The following is a 24,271-nucleotide window of genomic DNA, read 5'->3' as shown; positions in this document are numbered from 1 at the left end:
TGATCCACCAAGCACAAGCGCCGCCCGGTCGGGGCGGCGTCACCTTGTGGATAAATATGCTGAAAGCCGCCGGGGCTGTCAATTCGATGCCGGCGCGGCCTGCCGCCGGGCAGTGTTGCCGAAAAGATTCGCCTTGCCGCGCAATCGCGAATCGCCTGGGGAAAAGCCCAATTCGGATTCGCCGACTCTTGTTCGCGAGTCACCGCAGCTTGTATGGTCGCTCGCGTCAGATACGACATTTCGTGCGGCGTCTCCTGTACCGTCTGTTGCGGCAGCAACGGCTTTGTCCCCTGCGACGAAGCCGCCGGTCTCGGATTCCGTCACGAAGCGCCCTTGAAGCGGGCTCTGCCAGGAGCCCGCCGGACGAGACAGGTGATGCCGATGAACGAAGCCGGAGCATGGACGGACGAACGCGTCGAGCTGCTCAAGAAACTCTGGAGCGACGGGCTGAGCGCCAGCCAGATCGCCGCCGAGCTCGGCAGCGTCACGCGCAACGCGGTGATCGGCAAGGTCCACCGCCTCGGCCTCTCGGGCCGTGCCAAGAGCACGGCGCAGCCGGCCGCGGCGCGCGCCAGCGCCCCCCGCAAGCCTGCGGCACGCCCGCCGAGCCATCCGATGGGCGGCGCGGCTTCGGCCGCGACGCGCGGCGCCCATGCGCTGGCGCCCGATTTCGCGCCCGCGGCGGAGATCGCAGCCGAAGCCCCGCCGCTACCCGAGGATGTGGTGATCCCGTTCTCGGAGCGGGTCACCATCATGGATCTGCGCGAATACATGTGCCGCTGGCCGATGGGCGACCCGACGCGGCCGGATTTCCGCTTCTGCGGCGCCCGCGCCCAGACCGGCATGCCCTATTGCGGCCACCACGCCCGCATCGCCTACCAGCCCGCCGCCGACCGCCGGCGCGACCGCGGCCGGGTCCGGGCCTGAGCTCGATTCTGAAAGGTTCGCAGGAAGCCGGCCGGAAGGCCGGTTTTTTGTTGGCCGTTCAGCCGAACACCGCGTAAGCCATCAGCGCCGCGATCAGCCACAGCGCGGCGCTGCCCCAGCGGTTGCGGCGCGCCTCGGCCCGTCCGATCGCCTCGACGCTGCGCTCGTCGAGCGAAAAGCCGTGGCGGGACGCCTCCTCGAGCTGGCCGAGCACGCGTTCGGCCCGGCCGAGCGTGTCGGGCAGGTTCGCCAGCGAGCCGATCAGCGCCCGGGCGCCGCGCCCGGCCTCCTCCAGCCGGCCGATCGGCCCGAGGTTGTGGGTGATCCAGTCGCGCACCACCGGATCGGCCGTGCCCCACATGTCGAGATGGGGATCGAGCGTGCGGGCCACGCCCTCGACCACCACCATGGTCTTCTGCAGCATGACGAGCTCGGTGCGCGTCGCCATGTCGAACATGCCGGTGATCTCGAAGAGCAGGGTCAGGACCTTGGCCATCGAGATCTGGTCGGCGCGCCTGTCGTGGATCGGCTCGCCGACGGCGCGGATCGCCTGGGCGAAATCGGCGACGTCGTGATGGGCCGGGACATAGCCAGCCTCGAAATGCACCTGCGCGACGCGGGTATAGTCGCGGGTGATGAAGCCGAGCAGGATCTCGGCCAGGAAGCGCCGCTCCTTCAGGCCGAGCCGGCCCATGATGCCGCCGTCGACCGCGACGAGACGCCCCTCAGCGTCGACGAACAGGTTCCCGGGGTGCATGTCGGCATGGAAGAAGCCGTCGCGGATCGCGTGCTTCAGGAAGGACTGGATGATCTTGCGCGCGAGCTCCGGCAGGTCGTGGCCGGCGGCGCTGAGGCCCTCGACGTCGGAGAGCCGGACGCCGTCGATCCATTCGTCGACCAGCATCTCGCGCGCGGTGAGCTGCCAGTCCGGCTCCGGCACGCGGAAATCGGGATCGTCCCTGGTGTTCTCGGCGAATTCGGAGAGGGCGGCGGCTTCGAGCCTGAGGTCCATCTCCATCGCGACCGAGCGCGCCAAGGTCTCGACCACGCCGGTGAAGCGCAGGCGCCGCGCCTCGGCCGAGCGCGCCTCGGCCATCTCGGCGCCGAAGCGCATCGCCGCGAGGTCGCGGTTGAAGCGGTCGCGGATGCCGGGCCGTAGCAGCTTGACCGCGACCTCCCGCCCGTCCTTCAGCCGGGCGCGATGCACCTGCGCGATCGAGGCGGCGGCGACCGGCTCGCTGAAGGCGGGGAAGATCTCCTCCAGCTTCTCGCCATGGGCCGCCTCGACGATGGCGCGCGCCTGCGCCATCGGGAAGGCGGGCATCCGGTCCTGGAGCGCCGAGAGGTCCTGCGCGATCTTCATGCCGACGACGTCGGGCCGCGTCGCCAGGAACTGGCCGAACTTGACGTAAGAAGGGCCGAGCCGGGTCAGCGCCGCCGCGAGCCGGGTCGCGGAGGAGCCGGCGCCGCGCCGCTCGATCAGCCGGCCGAGCCGGATCAACCCGCGCGCCAGCGGCGGCAGCACGGAAGGGTCGACCAGCGCGAGCGCCCCCTCGCGCGCCAGCACGAAGCCGACGCGCAGCCCCCGCAGCATATGGAAGAAGGAGGAGATCATGCCGGGGCGCAGGTCGCGTCGGGCATCACAGCTTCCAGCCGGAATGCAGCGCCACGACCCCGCCGGTCATCGCCGTGAACTTCGCCCGGCGGAAGCCGGCATCCTCGATCATCCCGGCGAAGGCCTGCGGCTTGGGGAACTTGCGGATCGATTCGACGAGGTACCGGTAGGGCTCGGCATCGCCCGTCACCATCCGCCCCAGCGGCGGGATGACCCGGAAGGAATAACTCTCGTAGATCTTGTCGATGAGCGGCACGTCGACATGGCTGAACTCGAGGCACAGGAACCGCCCGCCGCGCTTCAGCACGCGAAAAGCCTCGGCCAGCGCCATGTCGATGCGCGGCACGTTCCGGATGCCGAAAGCGATGGTGTAGCAGTCGAAATACCCGTCCGGCAGGCCGAGCGCCTCGGCATTGCCCTGGACGAAGCGGATGCGCTCGTCTTCGGGGAAGCGCTTCCCGGCCCGCTCGCGCCCGACGCGCAGCATGTCGGCGTTGATGTCGAGCACCGTCACCTCGGTCTCGGGGCCGCCGGCGTCCAGCACGGAGAAGGCGACGTCGCCGGTGCCGCCGGCGACGTCGAGATGATGGAAGGGGCGGTCCTTCGCCGGGTTGACCGCGGTGAGGAGCGCGCTCTTCCAGGCCCGGTGCAGCCCCCCCGACATCAGGTCGTTCATCAGGTCGTAGCGTTCGGCGACCTTGTGGAAGACATCGTCGACCTTGGCCTGCTTCTCGGCGAGCCTCACCGTCTCGAAGCCGAAATGGGTGGTGTCGGAAGCTGCTGTCACGTTTCGGGCCGCTCTTGTGTTCGCCTGTCGCGATGAATAGCCAAAGGCGAGGGTCTTGTCGCGGGCCCTCTCGACGCAGGCTTTACGAAGGTCTTGTTTCATGCCCGAGCTCCCCGAGGTCGAAACCGTCCGGCGCGGGCTCGAGCCCGCCATGGCGGGCGAGCGCTTCGCCCGCGTCGAGCTGCGCCGGCCGGACCTGCGCTTTCCCCTGCCGGAGCGTTTCGCCGCGCGCCTGACCGGCCGGCGCATCGAGGCGCTGTCGCGGCGGGCGAAATACCTGATCGCCGATCTCGACGACGGCAACGCGCTCGTCATGCATCTGGGCATGAGCGGGCGCTTCGTCGTCGAGGCCCCCGGCACGAAGCCGGTCGAGCCCGGCGCCTATTACAACGAGATCGGCCGCCACCTGATCCACGACCATGTCGTGTTCGAGATGGGGTCCGGCGCGCGCGTCACCTATAACGACGTGCGCCGCTTCGGCTTCATGGACCTGCTGCCGCGCGCCGATCTCGCGACCTCGAAGCATTTCGCCGGCATGGGCATCGAGCCGCTCGGCAACGCGCTCTCGGGCGAGGCGCTTGCCGCGCTGTTTTGCGGCAAGATCGCGCCGCTGAAGGCCGCGCTGCTCGACCAGCGACTCGTGGCGGGCCTGGGCAACATCTATGTCTGCGAGGCGCTGTTCCGGGCGCGGCTCCACCCGCAAGCCGAGGCCGGCAGCATCGCGACGCCGACCGGCCGCCCGCGCGAAAAGGCGCATGAGCTTGCCCGCATCATCCGTGAGGTGCTGGAGGAGGCGGTCGCCGCCGGCGGCTCGACGCTGCGCGATTTCGCCCATGCCGACGGCTCGCTCGGCTATTTCCAGCATCGTTTCAAGGTCTATGACCGCGAGGACGAGCCTTGCGTCACGCCGGGCTGCGGCGGGCTGGTGAAGCGGCTGGTGCAGTCGGGCCGCTCGACCTTCTATTGCGAAAGCTGCCAGAGGCGCGGGTAGCCTCTTCTCCGCACGGTCGTCCCGGACAAGCCGCGAAGCGGCGCCGATCCCGGGTCTCCCTGCGGTCGCCCTGGGATGACGGCGCGCCTGTGGGACGGCACAGATGCGCGCAAGCTGGCATGGACTTCGCCGCCCCGCCCCCGCTAAAGCTGGCGGCACAGGACCATCCGGAGGCCGCCATGGCGTATGAGACCATTCTCGTCGAGACGAAGGGCAGGGTCGGGCTGATCACGCTGAACCGCCCCGAGGCGCTGAATGCGCTGAACGGCCGGCTCATCGGCGAGATCGACGCGGCGCTCGATCGCTTCGAGGCCGAGGCGAGCATCGGCTGCATCGTCCTGACCGGCTCGGAGAAGGCTTTCGCCGCCGGCGCCGATATCAAGGAGATGCAGAGCCGCAGCTTCCCCGGCACCTATCTCGACGACAGATTCACCGTCTGGGATCGCATCGGCCAGCGCCGCAAGCCGATCGTCGCGGCGGTGGCGGGTTTCGCGCTCGGCGGCGGCTGCGAGCTCGCCATGATGTGCGATCTCATCATCGCCGCCGACAATGCCAGGTTCGGCCAGCCCGAGATCAATCTCGGCGTCATCCCCGGCGCCGGCGGCACGCAGCGCCTGACCAGGGCGGTCGGCAAGGCCAAGGCGATGGACCTGATTCTCACGGGCCGGATGATGGGTGCCGAGGAAGCGGAGCGTTCCGGCCTCGTCGCCCGCGTCGTGCCGCTCGCCGACCTCGCGGCCGAGGCGCTGAAGGCGGCCGAGGCGATCGCCTCGAAATCGCTGCCCTCCGTGCTGATGGCCAAGGAATCGGTCGAGCGCGCCTTCGAGGTGACGCTCCGGGAAGGCCTGCGCTTCGAGCGCCGCCTCTTCGCCTCGCTCTTCGCCACCGCCGACCAGAAGGAAGGCATGGCCGCCTTCGCCGGGAAGCGGAAGCCGGATTTCACCAACGGCTGAACGGCCGCCGCCCTCCCTTCGTTCCAGCCCGTGAGCGCTTCCATGACCGATACGACCCTGCCCACCTATGCCGATGTCGAGGCGGCGGCCGCGCGGCTGAACGGCGTCGCCCATCGCACGCCGGCGATGACCTCCGCCACCGCCAACCGGCGCACGGGGGCGAGCCTCGTCTTCAAGCCGGAGAATCTGCAGCGCATGGGCGCCTTCAAGTTCCGCGGCGGCTACAATGCGATCGCCCGGCTCGCGGCCCCGCAGAAGAAGGCCGGCGTCGTCACCTTCTCCTCGGGCAACCACGCCCAGGCCATCGCCTATGCCGGGCGGCTGCTCGGCGTGCCGACCACGATCATCATGCCGCACGACGCGCCGGCCGCGAAGGTCGCGGCGACGCAAGGCTATGGCGGCGAGGTCGTGCGCTACGACCGCTATACCGAGAACCGCCTCGCGATCGGCGAGCGCCTCGCCGCCGAGCGCGGGCTGACGATCATCCCGCCCTACGATCACCCCGACGTCATCGCCGGCCAGGGCACCGCGGCGAAGGAGCTGATCGAGGATGCGGGCCCGCTCGACATCCTGCTCGTGCCGCTCGGCGGCGGCGGCCTGCTCGCCGGCGCGGCCTTGGCCGCCCGGGCGCTCAACCCGGCCTGCCGGGTCTTCGGCGTCGAGCCGGAGGCCGGCAACGACGGGCAGCAATCGCTTCGCCAGGGCAAGATCGTCACGATCGGCGTGCCGAAGACGATCGCCGATGGGGCGCAGACCAGCTTCCTCGGCGAGATGACCTTCCCGATCATCCAGAGCGTGGTCGAGGATATCGTCACCGTCGGCGACGCCGCCCTCGTCGAGGCCATGCGCTTCTTCGCCGAGCGGATGAAGCTCGTGGTCGAGCCGACCGGCTGCCTTGCCGCCGCTGCCGCCTTCACCGGCGCGGTTCCGGTCGCCGGCAAGCGGGTCGGCGTCGTCCTCTCCGGCGGCAATGTCGATCTGGCGAGCTTCGCCCGCTTCATCGCGCCGCCGGCGTGAGGGCCGAGCCCGCGCCGATTCCGGCGTTGACGGCGGGTTCGCGAGCGACTATAGCCACGCCATTCGCGGCGGCCCGCGCAAGCTCGGCCGCCGCGCGCCTTTTTCCAGCAGGGATGCGGCCAGGCCCGCCGGCAATGACGCCGGGCGACCGGACGCGATGAAGACGAGGACGTATTCGATGGCCAATACGACGTCGGCCAAGAAGGCTGCGCGCAAGATCGCGCGGCGCACCGAGGTCAACAAGGCGCGCCGCTCGCGGATGCGCACCTTCCTGCGCAAGGTCGAGGAGGCGATCGCCTCCGGCGACAAGTCCGGCGCCGCCGCGGCGCTGAAGGCCGCCCAGCCGGAGATCATGCGCGCCGCCCAGAAGGGCGTGGTCCACAAGAACACCGCCTCGCGCAAGGTCTCGCGCCTGGCACACCGGATCGGCGCCCTGGCTTCCTGAGCCTGACGTCTCGATCGTTCCGAGACGAAAAAGCCCGGCCGTGAGGCCGGGCTTTTTCGTTGGTCCCGGACGCTCCGCCGCCGCCCTGCCGGGAGCGTTGCAAATCTGCCCGCAAGTTAATTTTGCGAGATTTCCACAGCTTTGCAGGCTTGACTCCGGAGCGCCTCTCAGGGTGCGGAATCGGGCTCCGGGGCGGACTCCACCGCACATGAAAAGGCCATGTTTTTCATTATCTTAGCAGGCAAAGGATTTTGGGCCGCGGAATCGTGATGACTCTGCGACGGGCTTTCCGGTGGCCTGAAAAAAAAGATTCGGGCGTGCCCGCGCGCCGGGGCATCAAGAAAATCTTAAGTTCCCCAACCAATTGCGGCGGGCCCTCGCGCCGGCTGCGGCGGCTGGGAGGGGGCCAATCCGCAATGGCGTATTGCAGCCCGTCGAGGGCGCCTTGTAAGGTCCCTCTCGTCGCCGGGCGGACAGCAATGACCGCCCCGCGATTTCCGAAAGATGACCAGCGTTTTGGCTCGCGACCATGGGGGTTGGAGGATGTGATCCCTTTGTCTTTTTCAATCGGGATGAAGGGTGGCGTCGTCCTGCGGCGAGCCTTCCAGGCGTAATCGACAGTACCGGAGCCGGAGCCTGCCGGAGCGCGTTCGCGCCCGCCGGGACTCAGGACCGTTTTGGCCGGATGGCGGCGCCGGAACGGCGGCCGTGCTGCGGCTCTCATGCATTTTCAAGGACGAGGCCATTGATGTTCGAACGGCAGGATTTCGGGGATGCGGTCGAGACGACGCCGGTGGTGACGATCGTCGCGGAGGACACCGCCTGCGTCGCGGTGGAGGAGGTTGCGATTCAGGAGGCATGGGAGCGCGTGCGCCGGCGCCTGCGGGCCGAGCTCGGCGAGGATGTCTTCTCGAGCTGGTTCGGGCGGCTCGAGCTCGCCGACATCGCCGGCGGCGTCGCCTGCCTGACCGTGCCGACCCGTTTCCTGAAGAGCTGGCTCGAGGCGCATTACACCGAGCGCCTGCGGGTGAACTGCATGGCCGAGCTGCCGGCGCCGAACGGCGTCATGCTTTCGGTGCGCACGGTCTCGCGCGATGCCGCGTCGGGACCGCGCGGCGAGGCCGGCGTGCTGAGCCGCCCCGCCGTGGCGAGCTCCGCCCCGGCCGAGGCCGGCCTCGCCGCGCGGACCGGCGGGTCGCAAGCCGGCGAGGGCGACCTCGTCGATGCCTGCGGCACCGCGCTCGACCGGCGGCTGAGCTTCCTGAGCTTCGTCGTCGGCAAGTCGAACCAGCTCGCCTTCGCGGCGGCCGAGCGCATCGCCGCCGCGCCCGCCGGCCAGAGCCCCTATAACCCGCTCTATCTCCATGCCGGCGTCGGTCTCGGCAAGACGCATCTCCTGCAGGCGATCGCGCAGGAAGCCCGCCGCCAGGGCAAGCGCGTCGCCTATTTCACCGCCGACCGCTTCATGTACGGCTTCGTCGCGGCGCTGAAGTCGCAGACCGCGCTCGCCTTCAAGGAGAAGCTGCGCGGCATCGACCTGCTCGTCGTCGACGACGTGCAGTTCATCCAGGGCAAGTCTATCCAGCAGGAATTCGGCCACACCATCAACGCGCTGCTCGATGCCGGCAAGCAGATCGTCGTCGCCGGCGACCGGCTGGCCGGGGAGCTCGAGGCGCTCGACGAGCGCATCCGTTCGCGGCTCGGCGGCGGGCTCGTGGTCGAGGTCGGCGCGCTCGACGAGGCGCTCAGGGCCAGGATCCTGGCGAGCCGGCTCGAGGCGCTGCACGGCGCCCATCCGAGCTTCCAGGTCGGCCCGGACGTCGTCGCCTATGTCGCCCGCGTCGTCGCAACCAATGGCCGCGACCTCGACGGCGCCGCCAACCGCCTGCTCGCCCACGCCACGCTCTCCGGCCAGCCGGTGACGCTGGAGACGGCGGAGGCGGCGATCCGCGATCTGGTCCGGACGCGCGAGCCGCGCCGCGTCAAGATCGAGGACATCCAGAAGCTGGTGGCGACGCGCTACAATGTCAGCCGCGCCGACATCCTCTCCGAGCGGCGCACCGCGGCGGTGGTGAAGCCGCGCCAGATCGCGATGTATCTGTCGAAGGCGCTGACGCCGCGCTCGCTGCCCGAGATCGGCCGCCGCTTCGGCGGGCGCGACCACACCACGGTGCTGCACGCCGTGCGCAAGATCGAGAAGGCGATCAGCGAGGACCGCTCGCTGCATGACGAGGTCGACCTGCTGAAGCGCATGCTCCAGGAGTGAACGCCCCCGGGGAGCGCTGTTTCCGTCAAATCATTATGGTTGCCCGGGCGCGCGGCCCTTGCGCCCGCGCGCGGGCTCCGGCAATGTCGCCGGCCACTCATGCGGCCCGCATGCGGGCGGCCAGCGCCAGAAGACTAGGCAATCATGAAGGTCACGGTCGAACGTTCCACGCTGCTCAAGTCGCTCGGCCACGTCCATCGCGTGGTGGAGCGCCGCAACACCATCCCGATCCTGTCGAACCTGCTGCTCGGGGCCGGCGACGCGGGCCTGCGCCTCAAGGCGACCGATCTCGACATCGAGGTGGTGGAGACGATCCCCGCCGATGTGGCCGAGCCCGGCGCGACGACCGTTCCGGCCCACACCCTCTACGACATCGTCCGCAAGCTGCCCGACGGCGCCCAGATCTCGCTGGAGACCACCGGCGACACCGGGCTCACGCTGCGCTCCGGGCGCTCGCGCTTCCAGCTCCAGACGCTGCCCGAAAGCGATTTCCCCGACATCACCGCCGGCGAGATGGCGCATCGCTTCGTGCTGCCGGCCGGCGAGCTCAAGCGCCTGATCGACAAGACCCAGTTCGCGATCTCGACCGAGGAGACGCGCTACTATCTCAACGGCATCTATCTCCACACCGTCGATGTCGACGGCCGCCCGGTGCTGCGCGCTGTCGCGACCGACGGCCACCGGCTCGCCCGCGTCGACACCGCCGCCCCGCAGGGCTCGGTCGGCATGCCGGGCGTCATCGTGCCGCGCAAGGCCGTCGCCGAGATCCAGAAGCTGCTGGAGGACGGCGAGAGCGAGGTCGCGGTCGAGCTCTCGGCGTCCAAGATCCGCGTCGCCACCGCCGGAGTCGTGCTGACCTCGAAGCTGATCGACGGCACCTTCCCGGATTACCAGCGCGTCATCCCGAGCGGCAACGACAAGCGGCTCACCGTCGACAAGGGCGATTTCGCCGCATCCGTCGACCGCGTCTCGACGATCTCCTCCGAGCGCGGCCGGGCGGTGAAGCTCTCCATGGCCGACCGGCGCATGACGCTCTCCGTCACCAACCCGGATTCGGGCTCCGCGACCGAGGAGATCGAGGTCGATTACGAGGCAAGCCCGCTCGATATCGGCTTCAACGCCCGCTATCTCATGGACATCGCCGCCCAGCTCGATGGCGATACCGCGTTGCTCAAGCTCGCCGATCCGGGCTCGCCGACCGTGATCCAGGATCGCGAAGGCGCCTCCGCGCTCTATGTGCTGATGCCGATGCGCGTCTGATCAAGTGGCCGCCGTCGCGCGCCTGATCCTCCAGGATTTCCGCTCCTACGAGACCCTCGACCTGCCGGTCGGGGGTCAAATCGTCGCGCTCGTCGGCGAGAACGGGGCGGGCAAGACCAATATCCTCGAAGCGCTCTCGCTGTTCACGCCGGGCCGCGGCCTGCGCCGCGCCGAGCTTACGGCGATGGCGCGCCAGGGCGGCGGCGGCGCCTTCGCCGCCTCGGTCACGCTGGCCGAGGAGGCCGGCCGGCTCGGCTTCGGCCTCGGGCCCGCCGACCCCGAGGGCCGCCGGCCGCGGCTTGCCCGCATCGACGGTGCCAGCGTCGGCTCGGCGCTCGCCTTCAGCGATCATCTGCGCGTGGTCTGGCTGACGCCCGATCTCGACGGGCTGTTCCGCGGCGCCGCCGGCGAGCGCCGCCGCTTCCTCGACCGGCTGGTGCTGGCGATCGACCCCGGCCACGCCACCCGCTCGAACGCGCTCGAACGGGCGCTGCGCTCGCGCAACCGCATCCTCGAGGAAAGCCCCGGCCAGGGCCAGTGGCTCGACGCTGTCGAGCGCGAGGTCGCCGAGCTCGGCGTCGCCGTCGCCGCCGCCCGCGCCGAGACGGTGGCGAGGCTTTCCGCCATCATCGCCGAGACGCGCGACGACGCCTCGCCCTTCCCGCACGCCCTGATCACGCTCGTGGGCGAGATCGACGGCCTCGTCGCGCGCCTGCCGGCGCTCGATGCCGAGGACGCCTACCGCGGCCTGCTGCGCCAGGGACGCAACCGCGACCGGGCGGCGGGGCGCACGCTCGCCGGCCCGCAAGCCTCCGATCTCGAGGTCCGGCACGGCCTCAAGCACATCCCGGCAGGCCAAGGCTCGACCGGCGAGCAGAAGGCGCTGCTGATCGGGCTCGTGCTCGCCCATGCGCGGCTCGTCGCTGCGATGAGCGGCATCGCGCCGCTGGTGCTGCTCGACGAGATCGCCGCCCATCTCGATCCGCGCCGGCGCGCGGCGCTCTATGAGGGGCTGACGGGGCTCGGCTGCCAAATCTGGATGACCGGCGCCGATGCGGCGCTGTTCGCCGACCTGCCGATGGGCGCGGAGCGCGTCCGCGTCGAGCCGGGGCGCGCGGTCGTGGAATAGGGCGCGGGCAGCGCCGCGCAATCCGCACTGGCCTTGCCGGCAAAGCTGCGGCACATCCTTCCTCATGTCGCCATCCCGCGAATCAGACGCCCGCGCCATCCTCAAAACGGTGTGGGGCTACGATGATTTCCGCCCCGGCCAGTGGGAGGTGATCGAAGCCGCGCTCGCCGGCGAGGACGTCTTCGCCGTGATGCCGACCGGCTCCGGCAAATCGATGTGCTACCAGCTGCCGGCGCTGGTCGCGGGCGGTCTCACCCTCGTCGTTTCGCCGCTGATCGCGTTGATGCGCGACCAGGTCGGCCAGCTCGTGCGGGCCGGCGTGCCGGCAGCCTCGCTCAACTCGATGAACAGCGAGGAGGAGGCCGCGCGGGCCTGGGACAAGCTCAACGCGGGCGATCTCAGGCTGCTCTTCGTCTCGCCCGAGCGGCTGGCAGGGGAGGGCCTGATCGGCCGGCTGCAGCGCCTCGGCGTCAACCGGCTCGCCATCGACGAGGCGCATTGCGTCTCGCAATGGGGCCATGACTTCCGGCCGGAATACCGCCTGCTCGCCAAGGCGCGCGAGGCCTTGGGCGGCGTGCCGGTGACGGCGCTGACCGCGACCGCCGACCGGCAGACCCAGGCAGATATCGCCCAGCAGCTCTTCCCCCGGCCGCCGCGCATGGTGGTGCATTCCTTCGACCGGCCGAACCTGAAGCTAGCTTTCGCGCCGAAGGAGCAGCCGCGCCGCCAGATCGACGATTTCCTGCGCCGCCACCGCTCGGGCTCCGGCATCGTCTACTGCGCTTCGCGCAGCAAGACCGAGCGCCTCGCCGCGGGCTTAAGCGAGAAGGGCTGGAACGCCCTGCCCTACCATGCCGGGCTGGAGCAGGCGGAGCGCAACCGCAACCAGGACGTCTTCCTGCAGGAGGACGGCGTCGTCGTCTGCGCCACCATCGCCTTCGGCATGGGCATCAACAAGCCCGATGTCCGCTTCGTCGTCCATGCCGACATGCCCGGCTCGATCGAGGGCTATTACCAGGAGATCGGGCGGGCCGGCCGCGACGGCTTGCCGGCCGATACGCTCACCCTCTACGGCGTCGACGACATGGCGCTCAGGCGCCGCCAGATCGACGAGAAGCCGATCGACGACGAGCGCCGGCGCATTGAGCACAAGCGCCTCAACGCGATGATCGATCTCTGCGAGAACGCGCTCTGCCGGCGCAGCGCGCTGCTCGCCTATTTCGGCGAGGAGACGCCGCCCTGCCGGCATGGCGACGCGCCCTTCCGGTGCGATCTCTGCGGCACCGAGGCGCCGGCGCTCAACGACGCGACGCTCGATGCGCGAAAGCTGCTCTCGGCGGTGATCCGCACCGGCCAGCGCTTCGGCGCCGGCCATCTCGCCGACATCCTGACCGGCTCGGTGACCGAGGCGATCCGCCGCCAGAACCATGACGGGCTGAAGACCTTCGGCGTAGGCACGGACAAGCCGAAGACCGCCTGGATGGGGCTGGCGCGCAAGCTCTTCGCGGCCGGAGCGCTGGCGGAGGCGAGCATCGAGCACGGCGGCTTCAAATTGACGCCGAGGGGCGAGGACATCCTGTTCGGGCGCGAGAGCATTTCGCTGAGGGCCGATCCCTTCGCGGAGAGGCGCGCCCGCCGCGGCGAGCGTGAGCCGGCCCGCGCCGACGGGCTCGACGAGGACACGGCGGCGCTGTTCGAGCATCTGCGCAAGCTCAGGCTCCAGCTCGCCCGCGACGAGGGCGTGGCGGCCTATATCATCTTCACCGACCGGACGCTCATCGCCATGGCGCGCGAGCGTCCGCTCGGCCTCGACGAGATGCGTGCGATCGAAGGCGTCGGCGAGCGCAAGCTCGCGCAGTACGGTGAGACCTTCATCGAGGCGATCGCGGCGTTTCGCGGCTAGAGCGTCGGATGCGAAAAGTGGAATCCACTTTTCGGAAAAATCCGATGCTCCAGCAATGAGATAGAGCATCGCTGCCGCGTCCGGTAGGACGCGCGATGATCTGGGAGAGAGATGCCTGCGCCCCACGCACGCGCACACGCGTATGCGCGTGAAAAAGCCATCGTCCCATCCTATATTGTCGTTTCGAATCAGCATCATCGCGGGCGCTCGCTCGCCCGTCCAAGGACCGTTTCATGACCGATGCCGCGCTCAGCGCCCAGCCCGACGACTACGGCGCCGATTCCATCAAGGTTCTCAAGGGCCTGGACGCCGTCCGCAAGCGGCCCGGCATGTATATCGGCGACACCGACGACGGCTCCGGCCTGCACCACATGGTCTACGAGGTCGTCGACAACGCCATCGACGAGGCGCTGGCCGGCCATGCCGATCGCGTCACCGTGACGCTGAACGCCGACGGCTCGGTCACCGTGACCGACAACGGACGCGGCATCCCCACCGATATCCACAGCGAGGAAGGCATCTCGGCCGCCGAGGTCATCATGACCCAGCTCCATGCCGGCGGTAAGTTCGACCAGAACTCCTACAAGGTCTCCGGCGGCCTGCACGGCGTCGGCGTCTCGGTCGTCAACGCGCTCTCGGTCTCGCTCAAGCTCAGGATCTGGCGCGGCGGGCACGAGCACTTCATGGAATTCCGCCATGGCGAGGCGCTGGCGCCGCTTTCCGTCGTCGGCCCGCAGGGCGACAGGCGCGGCACCGAGGTGACCTTCCTGCCCTCGCAGGAGACCTTCACCATGGTGGAGTTCGACTACAAGACGCTGGAGCATCGCCTGCGCGAGCTCGCCTTCCTGAATTCGGGCGTGCGCATCGTCCTGACCGATGCCCGCCGTGCCGAGATCGTGCGCGAGGAATTGATGTACGAGGGCGGCGTCGAAGCCTTCGTGCGCTATCTCGACCGGGCCAAGACGGCGGTGATCGAGAAGCCGATCATGCTCGTCGCGGTGAAGGACGGCATCACCGTCGACGTCGCGCTCTGGTGGAACGACAGCTACCACGAGAACGTGCTCTGCTTCACCAACAACATCCCGCAACGCGACGGCGGCACGCATCTGGCGGGCTTCCGCGCCGCGCTGACGCGCCAGATCACCGGCTATGCCGAAAGCTCGGGGATAGCCAAGAAGGAGAAGGTCTCGCTCACCGGCGACGATTGCCGCGAGGGGCTGACCGCGATCGTCTCGGTCAAGGTGCCCGATCCGAAATTCTCCTCGCAGACCAAGGACAAGCTGGTCTCCTCCGAGGTGCGGCCCGTGGTCGAGAACATCGTCAACCAGGCGCTCTCCGAATGGCTGGAGGAGCATCCGAACGAGGCCAGGACCATCGTCGGCAAGGTCGCCGAAGCCGCCGCCGCCCGCGAGGCCGCCCGCAAGGCGCGCGACCTGACCCGCCGCAAGGGCGCGCTCGACATCGCCTCGCTGCCGGGCAAGCTCGCGGATTGTCAGGAGCGCGACCCGGCCAAGTCCGAGCTCTTCATCGTCGAGGGCGATTCGGCCGGCGGCTCGGCCAAGCAGGGCCGTGCGCGCGAGTATCAGGCGGTGCTGCCGCTGCGCGGAAAAATCCTCAATGTCGAGCGGGCGCGCTTCGACAAGATGCTGTCCTCCGACCAGGTCGGCACGCTGATCACGGCTCTGGGCGCCGGGATCGGGCGGGCCGATGCCGAGCAGGGCGGCTTCAACCTCCAGAAGCTGCGTTACCACAAGATCATCATCATGACCGACGCCGATGTCGACGGCGCCCATATCCGCACGCTGCTCTTGACCTTCTTCTTCCGGCAGATGCCGGAGCTGATCGATGCCGGCCATCTCTTCATCGCCCAGCCGCCGCTCTACAAGGCGACGCGCGGCAAGAGCCATGTCTACCTCAAGGACGAACGGGCGCTGGAGGAATACCTGATCGATTCCACGCTCGACGGCGCCGTCTTCCGCACCAGCGAGGGCGTCGAGCGCGCCGGCGCCGATCTGCGCGTCCTGATCGAGGAGGCCCGCGCCGTCCGCAATGCGCTGGCGCAGCTGCATTCGCGCTATGATCGCCGCATCGTCGAGCAGATGGCGATCGCCGGCGTGCTGCATCCGGTCAACGAGGACGATGCGGGAGAGGCGAACGCGGCGGCGGCGCAGATCGCGCGCCGGCTCGACACGATCTCCGACGAGCTGGAGCGCGGCTGGGAGGGCAAGGTCAGCGAGGGCGGCTTCGTCTTCTCGCGCATGATCCGCGGCGTGAAGCAGGCGGCGACGATCGATGCGGGCCTCCTCGCCAGCACCGACGCCCGCAAGCTCGACGCGGCGGCGGCCTCGCTGCAGGAAGCCTATGCCAAGCCCGGCGTGCTCACCCGCAAGGGCGACGATTTCACCGTCAATGGTCCCAGCGACCTGTTCGAGGCGGTCTCGGCCATCGGCCGGAAGGGCGTCTCGCTGCAGCGCTACAAGGGGCTCGGCGAGATGAACCCCGACCAGCTCTGGGAGACCACGCTCGACCGCGACGTGCGCTCGCTCCTGCGCGTCAAGAACGACCAGAACGACGAGGCCGACGATCTCTTCGTCAAGCTGATGGGCGACGTGGTCGAGCCGCGGCGCGAATTCATCCAGACCAATGCGCTCAACGCCACGGTCGATATCTGATCGGCCCGGGCTGTCGGGCCGCTATGCCGCGCTTCCGCTGGAAGGTGGCGCGCAGATGATCTCGAGCAAGGCGGGTGATTCCGCATCGAGAACGAAGGCGTCGATCGCGGCGAGATTGTCGCCTTCGCGAATCGACATGCTGCGGATTCCAAGAGCGTCCGCAACGCCTTGGATCGGCCTGGACCGGCTGAACGCGGCCGGTTCGAGCGAGGCGCCCAGCGCGATCAGATGCGGATACTCCGCTCCATAGACGCCGTCGTTGACGACGACCGCGAGGACGTTGGTTCCGCTGCGGGCGAGCGTGTCGATTTCCGGCAGCGACATCATCAGGCCGCCATCGCCGAGGATCGCCACTGTGCGCCGCTTCGGGTGGGCGGTCGCGGCCCCGATCGCCGCGGCGACCGCAAGCCCGAGGCTGCCGAAATCCGTCATGAAGATCGACTGCGAGGGGTCGTTGGCGTGGAAATGCGACAGCGCGGCGGTTGCGTGGTCGCCGTGATCGAACACGACGGTCCGCTCGCCGGGAACGAGCCGATCCAGCAGCTCGAAAATCGGCGTCGGCCATTCGACGGATTTTGCCGGGTTCGGCTGAAAGGAGCCGATTTCCCAGGGCGCGAGCTCCGAAACGGCAGGCCCGCACAAGGCCTCGATCGCCCGCAGCGTGGACGCCGGATCGCCGGGCAGGCTCAGCGCGATGCCGATCGTCGCCGGGGCTTGCGGGTTTATGTCGAGGCGGATCACCCTGGACGAGGACAGGAGCGTGCCATGCTCGGTCGTGTACCCGTTCAGGCTCGCGCCGACGACGAGCGCGACATCGCAGTCGCGGCACGCCGCCACGCTCTCCGGACCGGCGAGGCCGCCGATGATGCCGACATCGCCCGCCACGCCGTGGAAATACCCCTTCGCCGCCAGCGTCGTACCGAACCGCGCGCCATGCCGGCGGCCGAGCGCGATCAGCCGCTCGCGCAGGTTCGAGCGGGCTGCGCCACGGCCGGCCACGATCATCAGCCGCTCGGCCTGGGTGAGCCATTGGGCCGCCCGGGTGACGGCCGCGAGCTCGGGAGCCGGCAAAACGGGATGAGGGGCGGCCGGGACCGGCTGGGTGCTTGCGGGGCGGCGCATCGCTTCGGCCGGCAGATCCAGAAGCACCGCCCCCTCCGACGCCTGCCGCAGGGCTTCGCTGGCCGCCGCCGCCCAGTCGCCGTCGGGCGCGGGCGCGATCACCGGAACACCCAATGCCGCCGCCACCTTGCCGTGATCGAGGCGTTGCGTGCTGCGCTGCGTGTAGCCCATCGCGCTGCCGGTGATCAGGACCAGCGGGGTCGCCGCCCGGCGCGCGGTCACGAGCGCGGTCAGGGCGTTGGTGAAGCCGGGGCCATGGGTCACGGTCGCGAGCCCGATGCCGCCGCCGGCGCGCGCATAGCCGTCGGCGGCGGCGACGGCGGCGCTTTCATGGCGCACGCTGACATAGCGGATGCCGCAGCGGTCGATCATGTCGGCGATGAAATCGAGATTGCCATTGCCCATCAGCCCGAACAGGGCCGAGGCTCCGTTCGCGATCAGGACATCCGATACCGCCTGAATATTGCTGGTCATGTCTGGGCCGATCTCAGGATCACGATGATCTCAGGGGCCGGCTTTCGAACCGCGGCCCTGGTTTCGCCCGGCGAAGGCCGACAAGGCCTCGGCGCGTCCTTCCAGCGTGTAGGACAGGGCGCCGAGCTCCTTCTCGTAGAGCAATCCGATGTCGGAGCCCGCCCGTTCGGCCATGCGAAGCGCTGCCTTCGCGAGGACGAGCGCGCCGAGCCGATGCCTGGCGATGTCCGCCGCCAGCGTCCGCGCCCCGGCCTCGAATTCGGCATCGGCGAAAACCGCGTTGACGAGCCCGCTCGCCAGCGCTTCCGGCGCCGCCATCCGGCGGCCGGTCAGGATCATCTCCATCGCCTTGCCCATGCCGACCAGGCGGGGCAGGGCCTGCGTGCCGCCGGCTGCGGGAAACCAGCCATGCGTTATCTCGGGAAAGCAGAAGACGGCGTTGTCCGCCGCGACCCTGAGGTCGCAGGCCAGGGCGATTTCCAGCCCGCCGCCGAAGGCATAGCCGCGGATCGCCGCGATGACCGGCTTCGGGAAGGCGCGGACGACGGCCGACGGCTCCTCGGCGGCGACCTCCCGGCGCTGCATCGGCGTCCGGTTGCCGATCTCCTTCAGATCCGCGCCGGTCGAGAAGGCGCGCGGCCCCGCGCCGGTGATCATGGCGCATTTGACGCTCTGATCGGCTTCGATCCGCTGAAAGGCCTCCCGAAAGGCGGCTCGCATCGCCCGGTTGATCGCGTTCAGCTGGTTGGGACGGTTCAGGACGACGGTTGCCAGGCCGTCCTCGATCGTCAGCAGAACGGGAGAAGCGTCGCTTTCGGCCATCGATCATTGTCTCCAGTCGTGACGTCACCAGCCGGCGCGAGGCGCTCAGGACGCGGCCTTCAGCGGCGCGCGCCTGCGGCCGGCCGGCAGATAGGCCGGATCGTCGAGCCCGTGCGCTTCGAAGCAGCGGTCGATCGCGTCGCGGTCGGCTTGCGTGATCGCGGGTTGCGGCTTGCGGGCGACGCAATTGGGCAGGATGCCCTGGCGCATCAGCACGTATTTCATCCGCACCCGATAGTCGCGCAGCGGTGCCGTCCAGCATAGCCGGGCCAGGGGCCCGAGCTTGAACCAGATGGCGTAGGCTTCCGTGATGGCGCCCTTTGCCGCGAGCTCCTGCATCCGCACCAGTGCTGCGGTTGCCGTCCCGGCGAAGCCGATCAGCGCGCCTGACGCACCCAGCAGCATGTTTTCGAGGATGAAGGTGTCGTTGCCGGTCAGGACGGCGATGCGCCCGTTCAGCCCCTTGACCTCGTCGACGATCGCCGAGGCCTTCTCGAAGCTGAAGGCGGCGTCCTTGACCGCGACGAGATTCGGGATCTTCGCCAGCTCCGTCAGGGTCCCCTGCGGATAGTCCGAATTGGAGGTCTGGAAGGCGATGACGGGCACATCGACCGCGGCCGCGATATCGGCATGAAACTCGACGAGCATGTCGATCGGGATCGGCTTGGGAATGAAGGTCGGCAAGCTCGGGAAGATCACGAGGCCGTCGGCCCCGGCATCGACCATGCGCTTCGCCGTGGCGACCGCTCCGATCGTGTAGCCGGACAGCACGCCCGAAATCACCGGGCAGGCGCCGTCGAGAACGGATTTCGTGCGGCGGATGACCTGCGACTGCTCGTCGGGTGTCAGGGAACCGCCTTCGCTGGCCGCCATGTTCATGGCGATCGCCCGCGCGCCGCCTTCGGCCACTTGCGCGATATAGGTTTCATAGCTCGGCCAATCGATGGTGCCGTCGTCGTGAAACGGCAGAACCGGCGCTGCGATGACCCCGGACGTAAAATCGTTGGACATCGTTTCTTTCCCTGGGAAAGGCGGCGTCTGCCGCGCTGAGGCCGATCCTGACGAAGTCAGTATCGGCGCCCGTCGACCGTTGTCAACAACCGCTTACATGCATCGCGGGAAAGCCGATGCCTGCCGCATCTGGGATAATTCGCGTGGAAATCGGCGAAAGAAACTGTCAAAACGGCTGTCAAGATGATGCGCGCTTACATTGCCGAGCACGCGCTTGCCGGCCGGCAGGCAGCCTCAATCCCAGACCGGTGCCAGGTCGCGGAACTCCTGGACGCTGCCGTCTGGCCGCCGTGCCCGTGGAAACGGGATCATCCGCCCGTCGGGCCGTGCCAGCGCGGAGATCGCCGCCATATCCTCCGGCGACAGCACGAAATCGAACAGCGCGAGGTTCTCGCGCATGCGCTGCGGATCGGTGCTCTTGGGGATCGCGGCCACGCCGTCCTGCTGCAGGAGCCAGCGCAGCGCGACCTGGGCCGGCGACTTGCCGACGCGCCGGCCGATCTCGCCCAGCAGCGGCAGCGCGAGCACCTCGCACCGGCCGAGCGGCATGTAGGAGACGAAGGCCATGCCCCGGCCGCGGCAGGCCGCGATCACGGCACTCTGGTCGAGGCCCGGGTGATATTCGCATTGATTGGCGACGAGCGGAGCTTCCGTCGCCGCCCAGGCCTGCGCCAGCAACGCGGTCGTGAAATTCGAGACGCCGATATGCCGGGTCAGGCCCCGCCGGGCGATTCCGTTCAGGGCGCGGATCGTGTCCGGGAGAGCGACGGCGGGATCCGGCCAATGCAGCAGGAAGAGATCGACCCGGTCGACGCCGAGCGCTTTCAGGCTGGCTTCCGCGGCTTTGATCATGTCGGCTTCGCGGAACTGCCCGGGCCAGACCTTCGTCGTCAGGAACAGCTCCTCGCGCGGCAGGCCGGAGGCCTTGATCGCCTGCCCGACCTGCGCCTCATTGCCGTAGCTCGCGGCGCAGTCGAGATGCCGGTAGCCGGCTTTAAGCGCCTGCCCCACGGCCTCGATGCAGGCTTGCCCCGGCAGCGAGCCCGTGCCGAAGCCGATGGCCGGAATCCGCGCGCCATGGGCGTCCAGAATCTTCATGAGCCGGCTCCCGGTCGCGCGGCAGCTTCGGAACGATGATGACGCATCATAGGGCCCGCATATGCTTTGAAAGCAAGAAAGTTGTCTGACATATTCTTATCCCGATAAGGATTGACCTGGATAATCTGTCAATACATACAACTGGCGACTATACGCATGCCGGGGCGGCCGATGAAGCACAGAATCAGGAAGCTCGACGTCCATCTGGTCTCGACGCCGGTGACCGGCGGCTTCGCGGATGCGACGCGCAAGGTCGAAACCATTGGCTATCTCGTGGTCCGCGTGACGACCGATAGCGGTCTCGAAGGCATCGGCATCACCTATCACGAGGTCGGCGGCGAAGCGACCTCAGCGCTCATCAACCGCAACATGGCGCCGCGGCTGATCGGCCGCGATCCGCTCGAGACGGACGCGATCTGGCACGAGTTCTTCCACTATCTGCGCGGCGTCGGTCGCAAGGGCTTGATGTATTGCGCGCTCAGCGCGGTCGACATCGCGCTCTGGGATCTGAAGGGAAAGATCACGGGCCTGCCGCTCTACAGGCTGCTCGGCGGAAACCGGACCAGGGTGCCGGTCTATGCCAGCGGCGGCTGGACGTCCTACTCCGACGAGGAGCTCGTCGCGGAGATGAAGGGCATGGTCTCGCGCGGCTTCAGGACGATCAAGTTCAAGCTCGGCTACGAGGGCGGGCGAAACCCGCGCCGCGATGTCCAGCGCGTCCGCAAGGTGCGCGAGGCGGTCGGCCCCGACATCGACCTGCTGGTCGACGCCAACAACTGCTTCGATGCCGCGACGGCGATCCAGCTCGCGAACAATATTCGCGAATACGACATCATGCTGTTCGAGGAGCCGGTTTTCGCCGACGACATCCCCGGGCTCGCCCGCTTCAAGCGCGGCACCGACATTCCGCTGGGAACCGGCGAGCACGAATACACCAAGTTCGGCCTGCGCGACCTGCTGATCCATGACGCCGTCGATATCGTCCAGGTCGATGGCGCGCGCGTCGGCGGATATACCGAAATGCTGAAATGCGCGGCGCTGACCGAAGCCTGGAACGTGAAATTCGCGCCGCATGCGATGGAGAACATCCATCTCCACCTCGTCGCCGCGGTGCCCAACGGCTTGTTCCTCGAGCGTCTGCTGATGTTCGAGGACATCACGGCGAAGCTCTTCAAGGACGCGCCCGTCCCGGTCGACGGCTACATGCACGTGCCGGATCTGCCCGGCCTCGGCCTGGCGCTCGACATGGATTTCATCCACGAGCATGACGAGACCTCGCCGCTCAGCCACGGCTGACCGGCTTCACCGGATGAAGGCGGAGGATTTGCGATAGGGGCGCAGGCCCGCGAAGCTTCGGCCGGCCTCAAGGCAGCGTCGGCGCGCAAGCGCTTCCATCGCCGGAAGATGCTGCTCCGGCACGTCCTCGACCTCGATCGTCACGCCCTCCCGGCGCAGCCGGCAGCGCAGCGTCGCCCGGCGCTCGACCAGCGCGGAAAGCGCCGCCTCCGTCGCTTCGATGAAAGCGAGGTCTTTCGCATCGATGGCGATGCCGGTCTCGACGCGGCTCGACAGGCAGGGCTGGGCCGGCAGCTCGGCGACATCGCCGAGACCTTCATGCCGCGCCAGCTCGCGGATCTGCGCCTTCGCGATCCCGGCGATCACGAAAGGATGGATGACGCCGTGCTCGTCGGCGGCCTTCAGCCCGGGGCGGAAGTCGCCGAGATCGTCGAGATTGGTGCCCGAGGCGATCGTCAGCGCCGTCACCGAGCGGATTCGCCCGTAGAGATTGGTCTTACAGAAATAGCAGCGGTTTACCGGGTTGGCGCGATAGGCGGGATCGTCGAACTCCCGCGCGTCCAGAACGGTCAGGTCCCAGCCTTCGCCGGCTGCGAAACGCCGCACCAGCGCCGTGGCCGCCGCCGGCACCGCCGGCGACACCGCATGGAACAGGGCCGGCGGCGTCCGCGCGCGGCGATGCGCGACGGTCGCCAGCGTCATGCTGTCGACGCCGCCGCTCAAGGCGATCGCGATACGGCCCCGCTGGTCCAAGGCTTCGAGCAATCGCTCTGCGTTCGTCATGGAAGTGGCACCGCTTACGGTGGCTGCGTTCTGCGCCACGCGCTGATAGGGCTCATGAAAGGCGCAATGAACCGGCGCGGTCAACCGCGTTCTTGACCGTTCCGGGTCCGAAGAGTAAGCGGTTACATAGCGGACGCGACAAGGCCGAAGGGTGAGGCGAAGTGAAAGTCATCGAAGCGCGCGAGGCCGTCTCCGTCATCAGGCCCGGCATGACCGTCGCCATTTCCGGCGGGGGCTACCGCGTCGTTCCGGAAACGCTGATCGCGGCGCTGGCGGAGGAATTCGCGCGAAGCGGATCGCCGCGCGATCTGACCATCATCGCGGTTGCGATGCTCGAGCGCGGCCGCAGCGGCAAGGGCGGCGAGGGCACCGGCCTCAACCGCATCGCGAGAGCCGGGCTGATGAAGCGCATCATCGTGTCGAGTTTCAGCCGTTCCGCCACGCGCGAGCTCAATCAGGCGATCGTCGGCAATGAGGTGGCGGCCTACAACTTCCCGATGGGGACGATCGTGCAGTGGCTGCGCGCGATCGGCGCCGGCCGGCCGGGGCTTTTGACCGAGGTCGGGCTCGGCACCTATGTCGACCCCCGCGACGAAGCCGGGCGGGTCAATGCCGCCGCCGCCGAGCCCTTGAGCCGGATCGTCGAGGTCGCCGGCCACGAGATGATCTTCTATCCGCGCCTTCCGGTCGACGTCGCCTTGATCAAGGCGAGCGCGGCCGACGCGCGCGGCAATCTCTTCTTCGACCGGGAAGCCTTCGACCATGGCGTCTTCGAGATCGCGCTGGCGGCGCGCGGCTGCGGCGGCAAGGTGATCGCCGAGGTCAACCGCATCGTGCCCGTCGGCGAGATCCATCCCCGGATGGGCCGGATTCCGGGCGCCTTCGTCGACGCCGTCGTCGTCCAGCCCGAGGCCTGGGAGGACGAGCAGGACCCGATCCTGACCGGCGCCCGGCGCGAGGCCTTGCCCGCGCCGGTCGATCGCGGTCTGGCGCGCGACGTCATCGCGCGCGCGGTGGTCGCCGATCTGCCCCAGGGCGCGATGGTCAATCTCGGCGCCGGGATACCGATGTACGACGTGCCCGAAGCGGCGCGGCTGATGGGGCGCGACGACATCTATTTCAGCGTCGAGCAGGGGCCGATGGGCGGCTGGCCGCAGGTCGGCGGCGTCTCGCGCAATGTCGAGATGATCCTCGAGCAGCACGAGGTCTTCCAGATCTACGAGGGCGGCGCCGCCGATGTCTCGGTTTTGTCCTTCGGCGAGGTCGACCGGCACGGCAACGTCAATGTCAGCCGTTTCGCAGGCATGCTTCCCGGCAGCGGCGGCTTCATCAACATCACCCACGGCATCCGCAACCTGATCTTCTGCGGAACCCTGACGACCGGGGGCCTCGCCGAAAGCTTTTCGCGCGACGGCGTCTCGATCCAGGCGGAAGGGCGGATCAAGCGTTTCGTTCCGAAGGTCGAGCAGGTGACCTTCAACGGTCCGCGCGCCTTCGCGCAGGGTCGCTCGATCACGCTGGTGACCGAGCGCGGCATCTTCGTCGTCGACGGCGACGGTTTCCGCCTGGTCCGGATCGCGCCGGGCATTCGCCTCGACGAGGACATCCGCGCCCAGATCCTGTTCCCGATCACGATCGCGCCCGAGCTGAAGATCATGCCCCCGGAGCTGTTCGGCTGGGCCGCGGCCTGAGCGGCGCCT

Annotated in this window: 19 protein-coding genes; 12 read left to right on the top strand and 7 right to left on the bottom strand. The window is 68.7% G+C overall.

The features are described from left to right. Positions 1-381 precede the first annotated feature (381 nt). Positions 382-927 (top strand): GcrA family cell cycle regulator, encoded by a 546-nt coding sequence (locus M9917_RS05190; RefSeq protein WP_297254709.1) that lies wholly within the window; start codon positions 382-384, stop codon positions 925-927. Between the two features lie 58 nt (positions 928-985). Here the strand turns inward: M9917_RS05190 and ubiB are convergent, their stop codons facing one another. Further along, the gene (gene ubiB / locus M9917_RS05185; RefSeq protein WP_297251503.1) at positions 986-2,542 is read right to left on the bottom strand and encodes a 2-polyprenylphenol 6-hydroxylase; all 1,557 of its coding nucleotides are present in this window, start codon (positions 2,540-2,542) and stop codon (positions 986-988) included. 25 nt (positions 2,543-2,567) lie between these two features. Beyond that, a complete protein-coding gene (gene ubiE / locus M9917_RS05180; RefSeq protein ID WP_297251501.1) occupies positions 2,568-3,329 on the bottom strand; it encodes a bifunctional demethylmenaquinone methyltransferase/2-methoxy-6-polyprenyl-1,4-benzoquinol methylase UbiE in 762 nt (253 codons plus the stop codon). A 100-nt stretch (positions 3,330-3,429) separates the two neighbouring features. On the opposite strand from ubiE, the gene mutM reads away from it, so the two are divergent. From mutM to gyrB, 9 genes are all read left to right on the top strand, one after another. After that, positions 3,430-4,320 carry a bifunctional DNA-formamidopyrimidine glycosylase/DNA-(apurinic or apyrimidinic site) lyase gene (mutM, locus tag M9917_RS05175; protein ID WP_297251499.1) on the top strand — a complete coding sequence of 297 codons (891 nt, stop codon included), beginning with the start codon at positions 3,430-3,432 and terminating at the stop codon, positions 4,318-4,320. Between the two features lie 179 nt (positions 4,321-4,499). Beyond that, a complete protein-coding gene (locus M9917_RS05170) occupies positions 4,500-5,273 on the top strand; it encodes an enoyl-CoA hydratase (protein ID WP_297251497.1) in 774 nt (257 codons plus the stop codon). A gap of 42 nt (positions 5,274-5,315) precedes the next feature. Continuing rightward, positions 5,316-6,290: a threo-3-hydroxy-L-aspartate ammonia-lyase gene (locus M9917_RS05165; RefSeq protein ID WP_297251495.1), complete on the top strand. Its 975-nt coding sequence runs from the start codon at positions 5,316-5,318 to the stop codon at positions 6,288-6,290. A gap of 178 nt (positions 6,291-6,468) precedes the next feature. Further along, entirely contained in the window at positions 6,469-6,735 is a 267-nt protein-coding gene (rpsT, locus tag M9917_RS05160; protein ID WP_297251493.1) for a 30S ribosomal protein S20, read from the top strand. Positions 6,736-7,483: 748 nt separating this feature from the next. Then, the gene (gene dnaA / locus M9917_RS05155) at positions 7,484-9,001 is read left to right on the top strand and encodes a chromosomal replication initiator protein DnaA (protein ID WP_297251490.1); all 1,518 of its coding nucleotides are present in this window, start codon (positions 7,484-7,486) and stop codon (positions 8,999-9,001) included. Between the two features lie 144 nt (positions 9,002-9,145). Beyond that, on the top strand, positions 9,146-10,261 hold the full coding sequence (gene dnaN / locus M9917_RS05150; protein ID WP_297251488.1) for a DNA polymerase III subunit beta: 1,116 nt from the start codon (positions 9,146-9,148) through the stop codon (positions 10,259-10,261). Positions 10,262-10,265: 4 nt separating this feature from the next. Beyond that, on the top strand, positions 10,266-11,390 hold the full coding sequence (gene recF, locus M9917_RS05145; protein ID WP_297251486.1) for a DNA replication/repair protein RecF: 1,125 nt from the start codon (positions 10,266-10,268) through the stop codon (positions 11,388-11,390). A gap of 64 nt (positions 11,391-11,454) precedes the next feature. Continuing rightward, on the top strand, positions 11,455-13,293 hold the full coding sequence (recQ, locus tag M9917_RS05140) for a DNA helicase RecQ (protein ID WP_297251484.1): 1,839 nt from the start codon (positions 11,455-11,457) through the stop codon (positions 13,291-13,293). Between the two features lie 233 nt (positions 13,294-13,526). Continuing rightward, positions 13,527-15,965, top strand: a complete 2,439-nt coding sequence (gyrB, locus tag M9917_RS05135) for a DNA topoisomerase (ATP-hydrolyzing) subunit B (protein WP_297251482.1) — start codon at positions 13,527-13,529, stop codon at positions 15,963-15,965. A 21-nt stretch (positions 15,966-15,986) separates the two neighbouring features. Here gyrB and M9917_RS05130 read toward each other — a convergent pair whose 3' ends face one another. The 4 genes from M9917_RS05130 to M9917_RS05115 form a co-directional block, all read right to left on the bottom strand. Then, entirely contained in the window at positions 15,987-17,561 is a 1,575-nt protein-coding gene (locus tag M9917_RS05130) for a thiamine pyrophosphate-binding protein (protein ID WP_297251480.1), read from the bottom strand. 30 nt (positions 17,562-17,591) lie between these two features. Further along, positions 17,592-18,383: an enoyl-CoA hydratase/isomerase family protein gene (locus tag M9917_RS05125; RefSeq protein ID WP_297251478.1), complete on the bottom strand. Its 792-nt coding sequence runs from the start codon at positions 18,381-18,383 to the stop codon at positions 17,592-17,594. Positions 18,384-18,428: 45 nt separating this feature from the next. Next, positions 18,429-19,394: a dihydrodipicolinate synthase family protein gene (locus M9917_RS05120; protein WP_297251476.1), complete on the bottom strand. Its 966-nt coding sequence runs from the start codon at positions 19,392-19,394 to the stop codon at positions 18,429-18,431. Positions 19,395-19,628: 234 nt separating this feature from the next. Then, on the bottom strand, positions 19,629-20,492 hold the full coding sequence (locus tag M9917_RS05115) for an aldo/keto reductase (RefSeq protein WP_297251473.1): 864 nt from the start codon (positions 20,490-20,492) through the stop codon (positions 19,629-19,631). Between the two features lie 171 nt (positions 20,493-20,663). Here M9917_RS05115 and M9917_RS05110 point away from each other — a divergent pair, with 171 nt between their 5' ends. Then, on the top strand, positions 20,664-21,788 hold the full coding sequence (locus M9917_RS05110) for a mandelate racemase/muconate lactonizing enzyme family protein (protein WP_297251471.1): 1,125 nt from the start codon (positions 20,664-20,666) through the stop codon (positions 21,786-21,788). Positions 21,789-21,794: 6 nt separating this feature from the next. On the opposite strand, the gene larE is transcribed toward M9917_RS05110, so the two are convergent. Next, positions 21,795-22,571, bottom strand: coding sequence for an ATP-dependent sacrificial sulfur transferase LarE (gene larE / locus M9917_RS05105; protein WP_297251469.1), 777 nt, complete (start codon positions 22,569-22,571; stop codon positions 21,795-21,797). A 161-nt stretch (positions 22,572-22,732) separates the two neighbouring features. Between larE and M9917_RS05100 the strand changes: the two genes are divergently transcribed. Then, positions 22,733-24,262 carry a CoA-transferase gene (locus M9917_RS05100; protein WP_297251468.1) on the top strand — a complete coding sequence of 510 codons (1,530 nt, stop codon included), beginning with the start codon at positions 22,733-22,735 and terminating at the stop codon, positions 24,260-24,262. Positions 24,263-24,271: the final 9 nt, after the last annotated feature.

Source organism: Bosea sp. (in: a-proteobacteria) (assembly GCF_023953965.1).
Taxonomy (GTDB): Bacteria; Pseudomonadota; Alphaproteobacteria; order Rhizobiales; family Beijerinckiaceae; genus Allobosea.
This window is presented reverse-complemented; position numbering and strand designations above follow the sequence as displayed.

Bases quoted from the DNA above. Each gene is read 5' to 3' on its own strand.
- M9917_RS05190 (WP_297254709.1), top strand. From the start codon at position 382: ATGAACGAAGCCGGAGCATGGACGGACGAACGCGTCGAGCTGCTCAAG.
- ubiB (WP_297251503.1), bottom strand. From the start codon at position 2,542: ATGATCTCCTCCTTCTTCCATATGCTGCGGGGGCTGCGCGTCGGCTTC.
- mutM (WP_297251499.1), top strand. From the start codon at position 3,430: ATGCCCGAGCTCCCCGAGGTCGAAACCGTCCGGCGCGGGCTCGAGCCC.
- M9917_RS05170 (WP_297251497.1), top strand. From the start codon at position 4,500: ATGGCGTATGAGACCATTCTCGTCGAGACGAAGGGCAGGGTCGGGCTG.
- M9917_RS05165 (WP_297251495.1), top strand. From the start codon at position 5,316: ATGACCGATACGACCCTGCCCACCTATGCCGATGTCGAGGCGGCGGCC.
- rpsT (WP_297251493.1), top strand. From the start codon at position 6,469: ATGGCCAATACGACGTCGGCCAAGAAGGCTGCGCGCAAGATCGCGCGG.
- dnaA (WP_297251490.1), top strand. From the start codon at position 7,484: ATGTTCGAACGGCAGGATTTCGGGGATGCGGTCGAGACGACGCCGGTG.
- dnaN (WP_297251488.1), top strand. From the start codon at position 9,146: ATGAAGGTCACGGTCGAACGTTCCACGCTGCTCAAGTCGCTCGGCCAC.
- recQ (WP_297251484.1), top strand. From the start codon at position 11,455: ATGTCGCCATCCCGCGAATCAGACGCCCGCGCCATCCTCAAAACGGTG.
- gyrB (WP_297251482.1), top strand. From the start codon at position 13,527: ATGACCGATGCCGCGCTCAGCGCCCAGCCCGACGACTACGGCGCCGAT.
- M9917_RS05130 (WP_297251480.1), bottom strand. From the start codon at position 17,561: ATGACCAGCAATATTCAGGCGGTATCGGATGTCCTGATCGCGAACGGA.
- M9917_RS05125 (WP_297251478.1), bottom strand. From the start codon at position 18,383: ATGGCCGAAAGCGACGCTTCTCCCGTTCTGCTGACGATCGAGGACGGC.
- M9917_RS05120 (WP_297251476.1), bottom strand. From the start codon at position 19,394: ATGTCCAACGATTTTACGTCCGGGGTCATCGCAGCGCCGGTTCTGCCG.
- M9917_RS05115 (WP_297251473.1), bottom strand. From the start codon at position 20,492: ATGAAGATTCTGGACGCCCATGGCGCGCGGATTCCGGCCATCGGCTTC.
- M9917_RS05110 (WP_297251471.1), top strand. From the start codon at position 20,664: ATGAAGCACAGAATCAGGAAGCTCGACGTCCATCTGGTCTCGACGCCG.
- larE (WP_297251469.1), bottom strand. From the start codon at position 22,571: ATGACGAACGCAGAGCGATTGCTCGAAGCCTTGGACCAGCGGGGCCGT.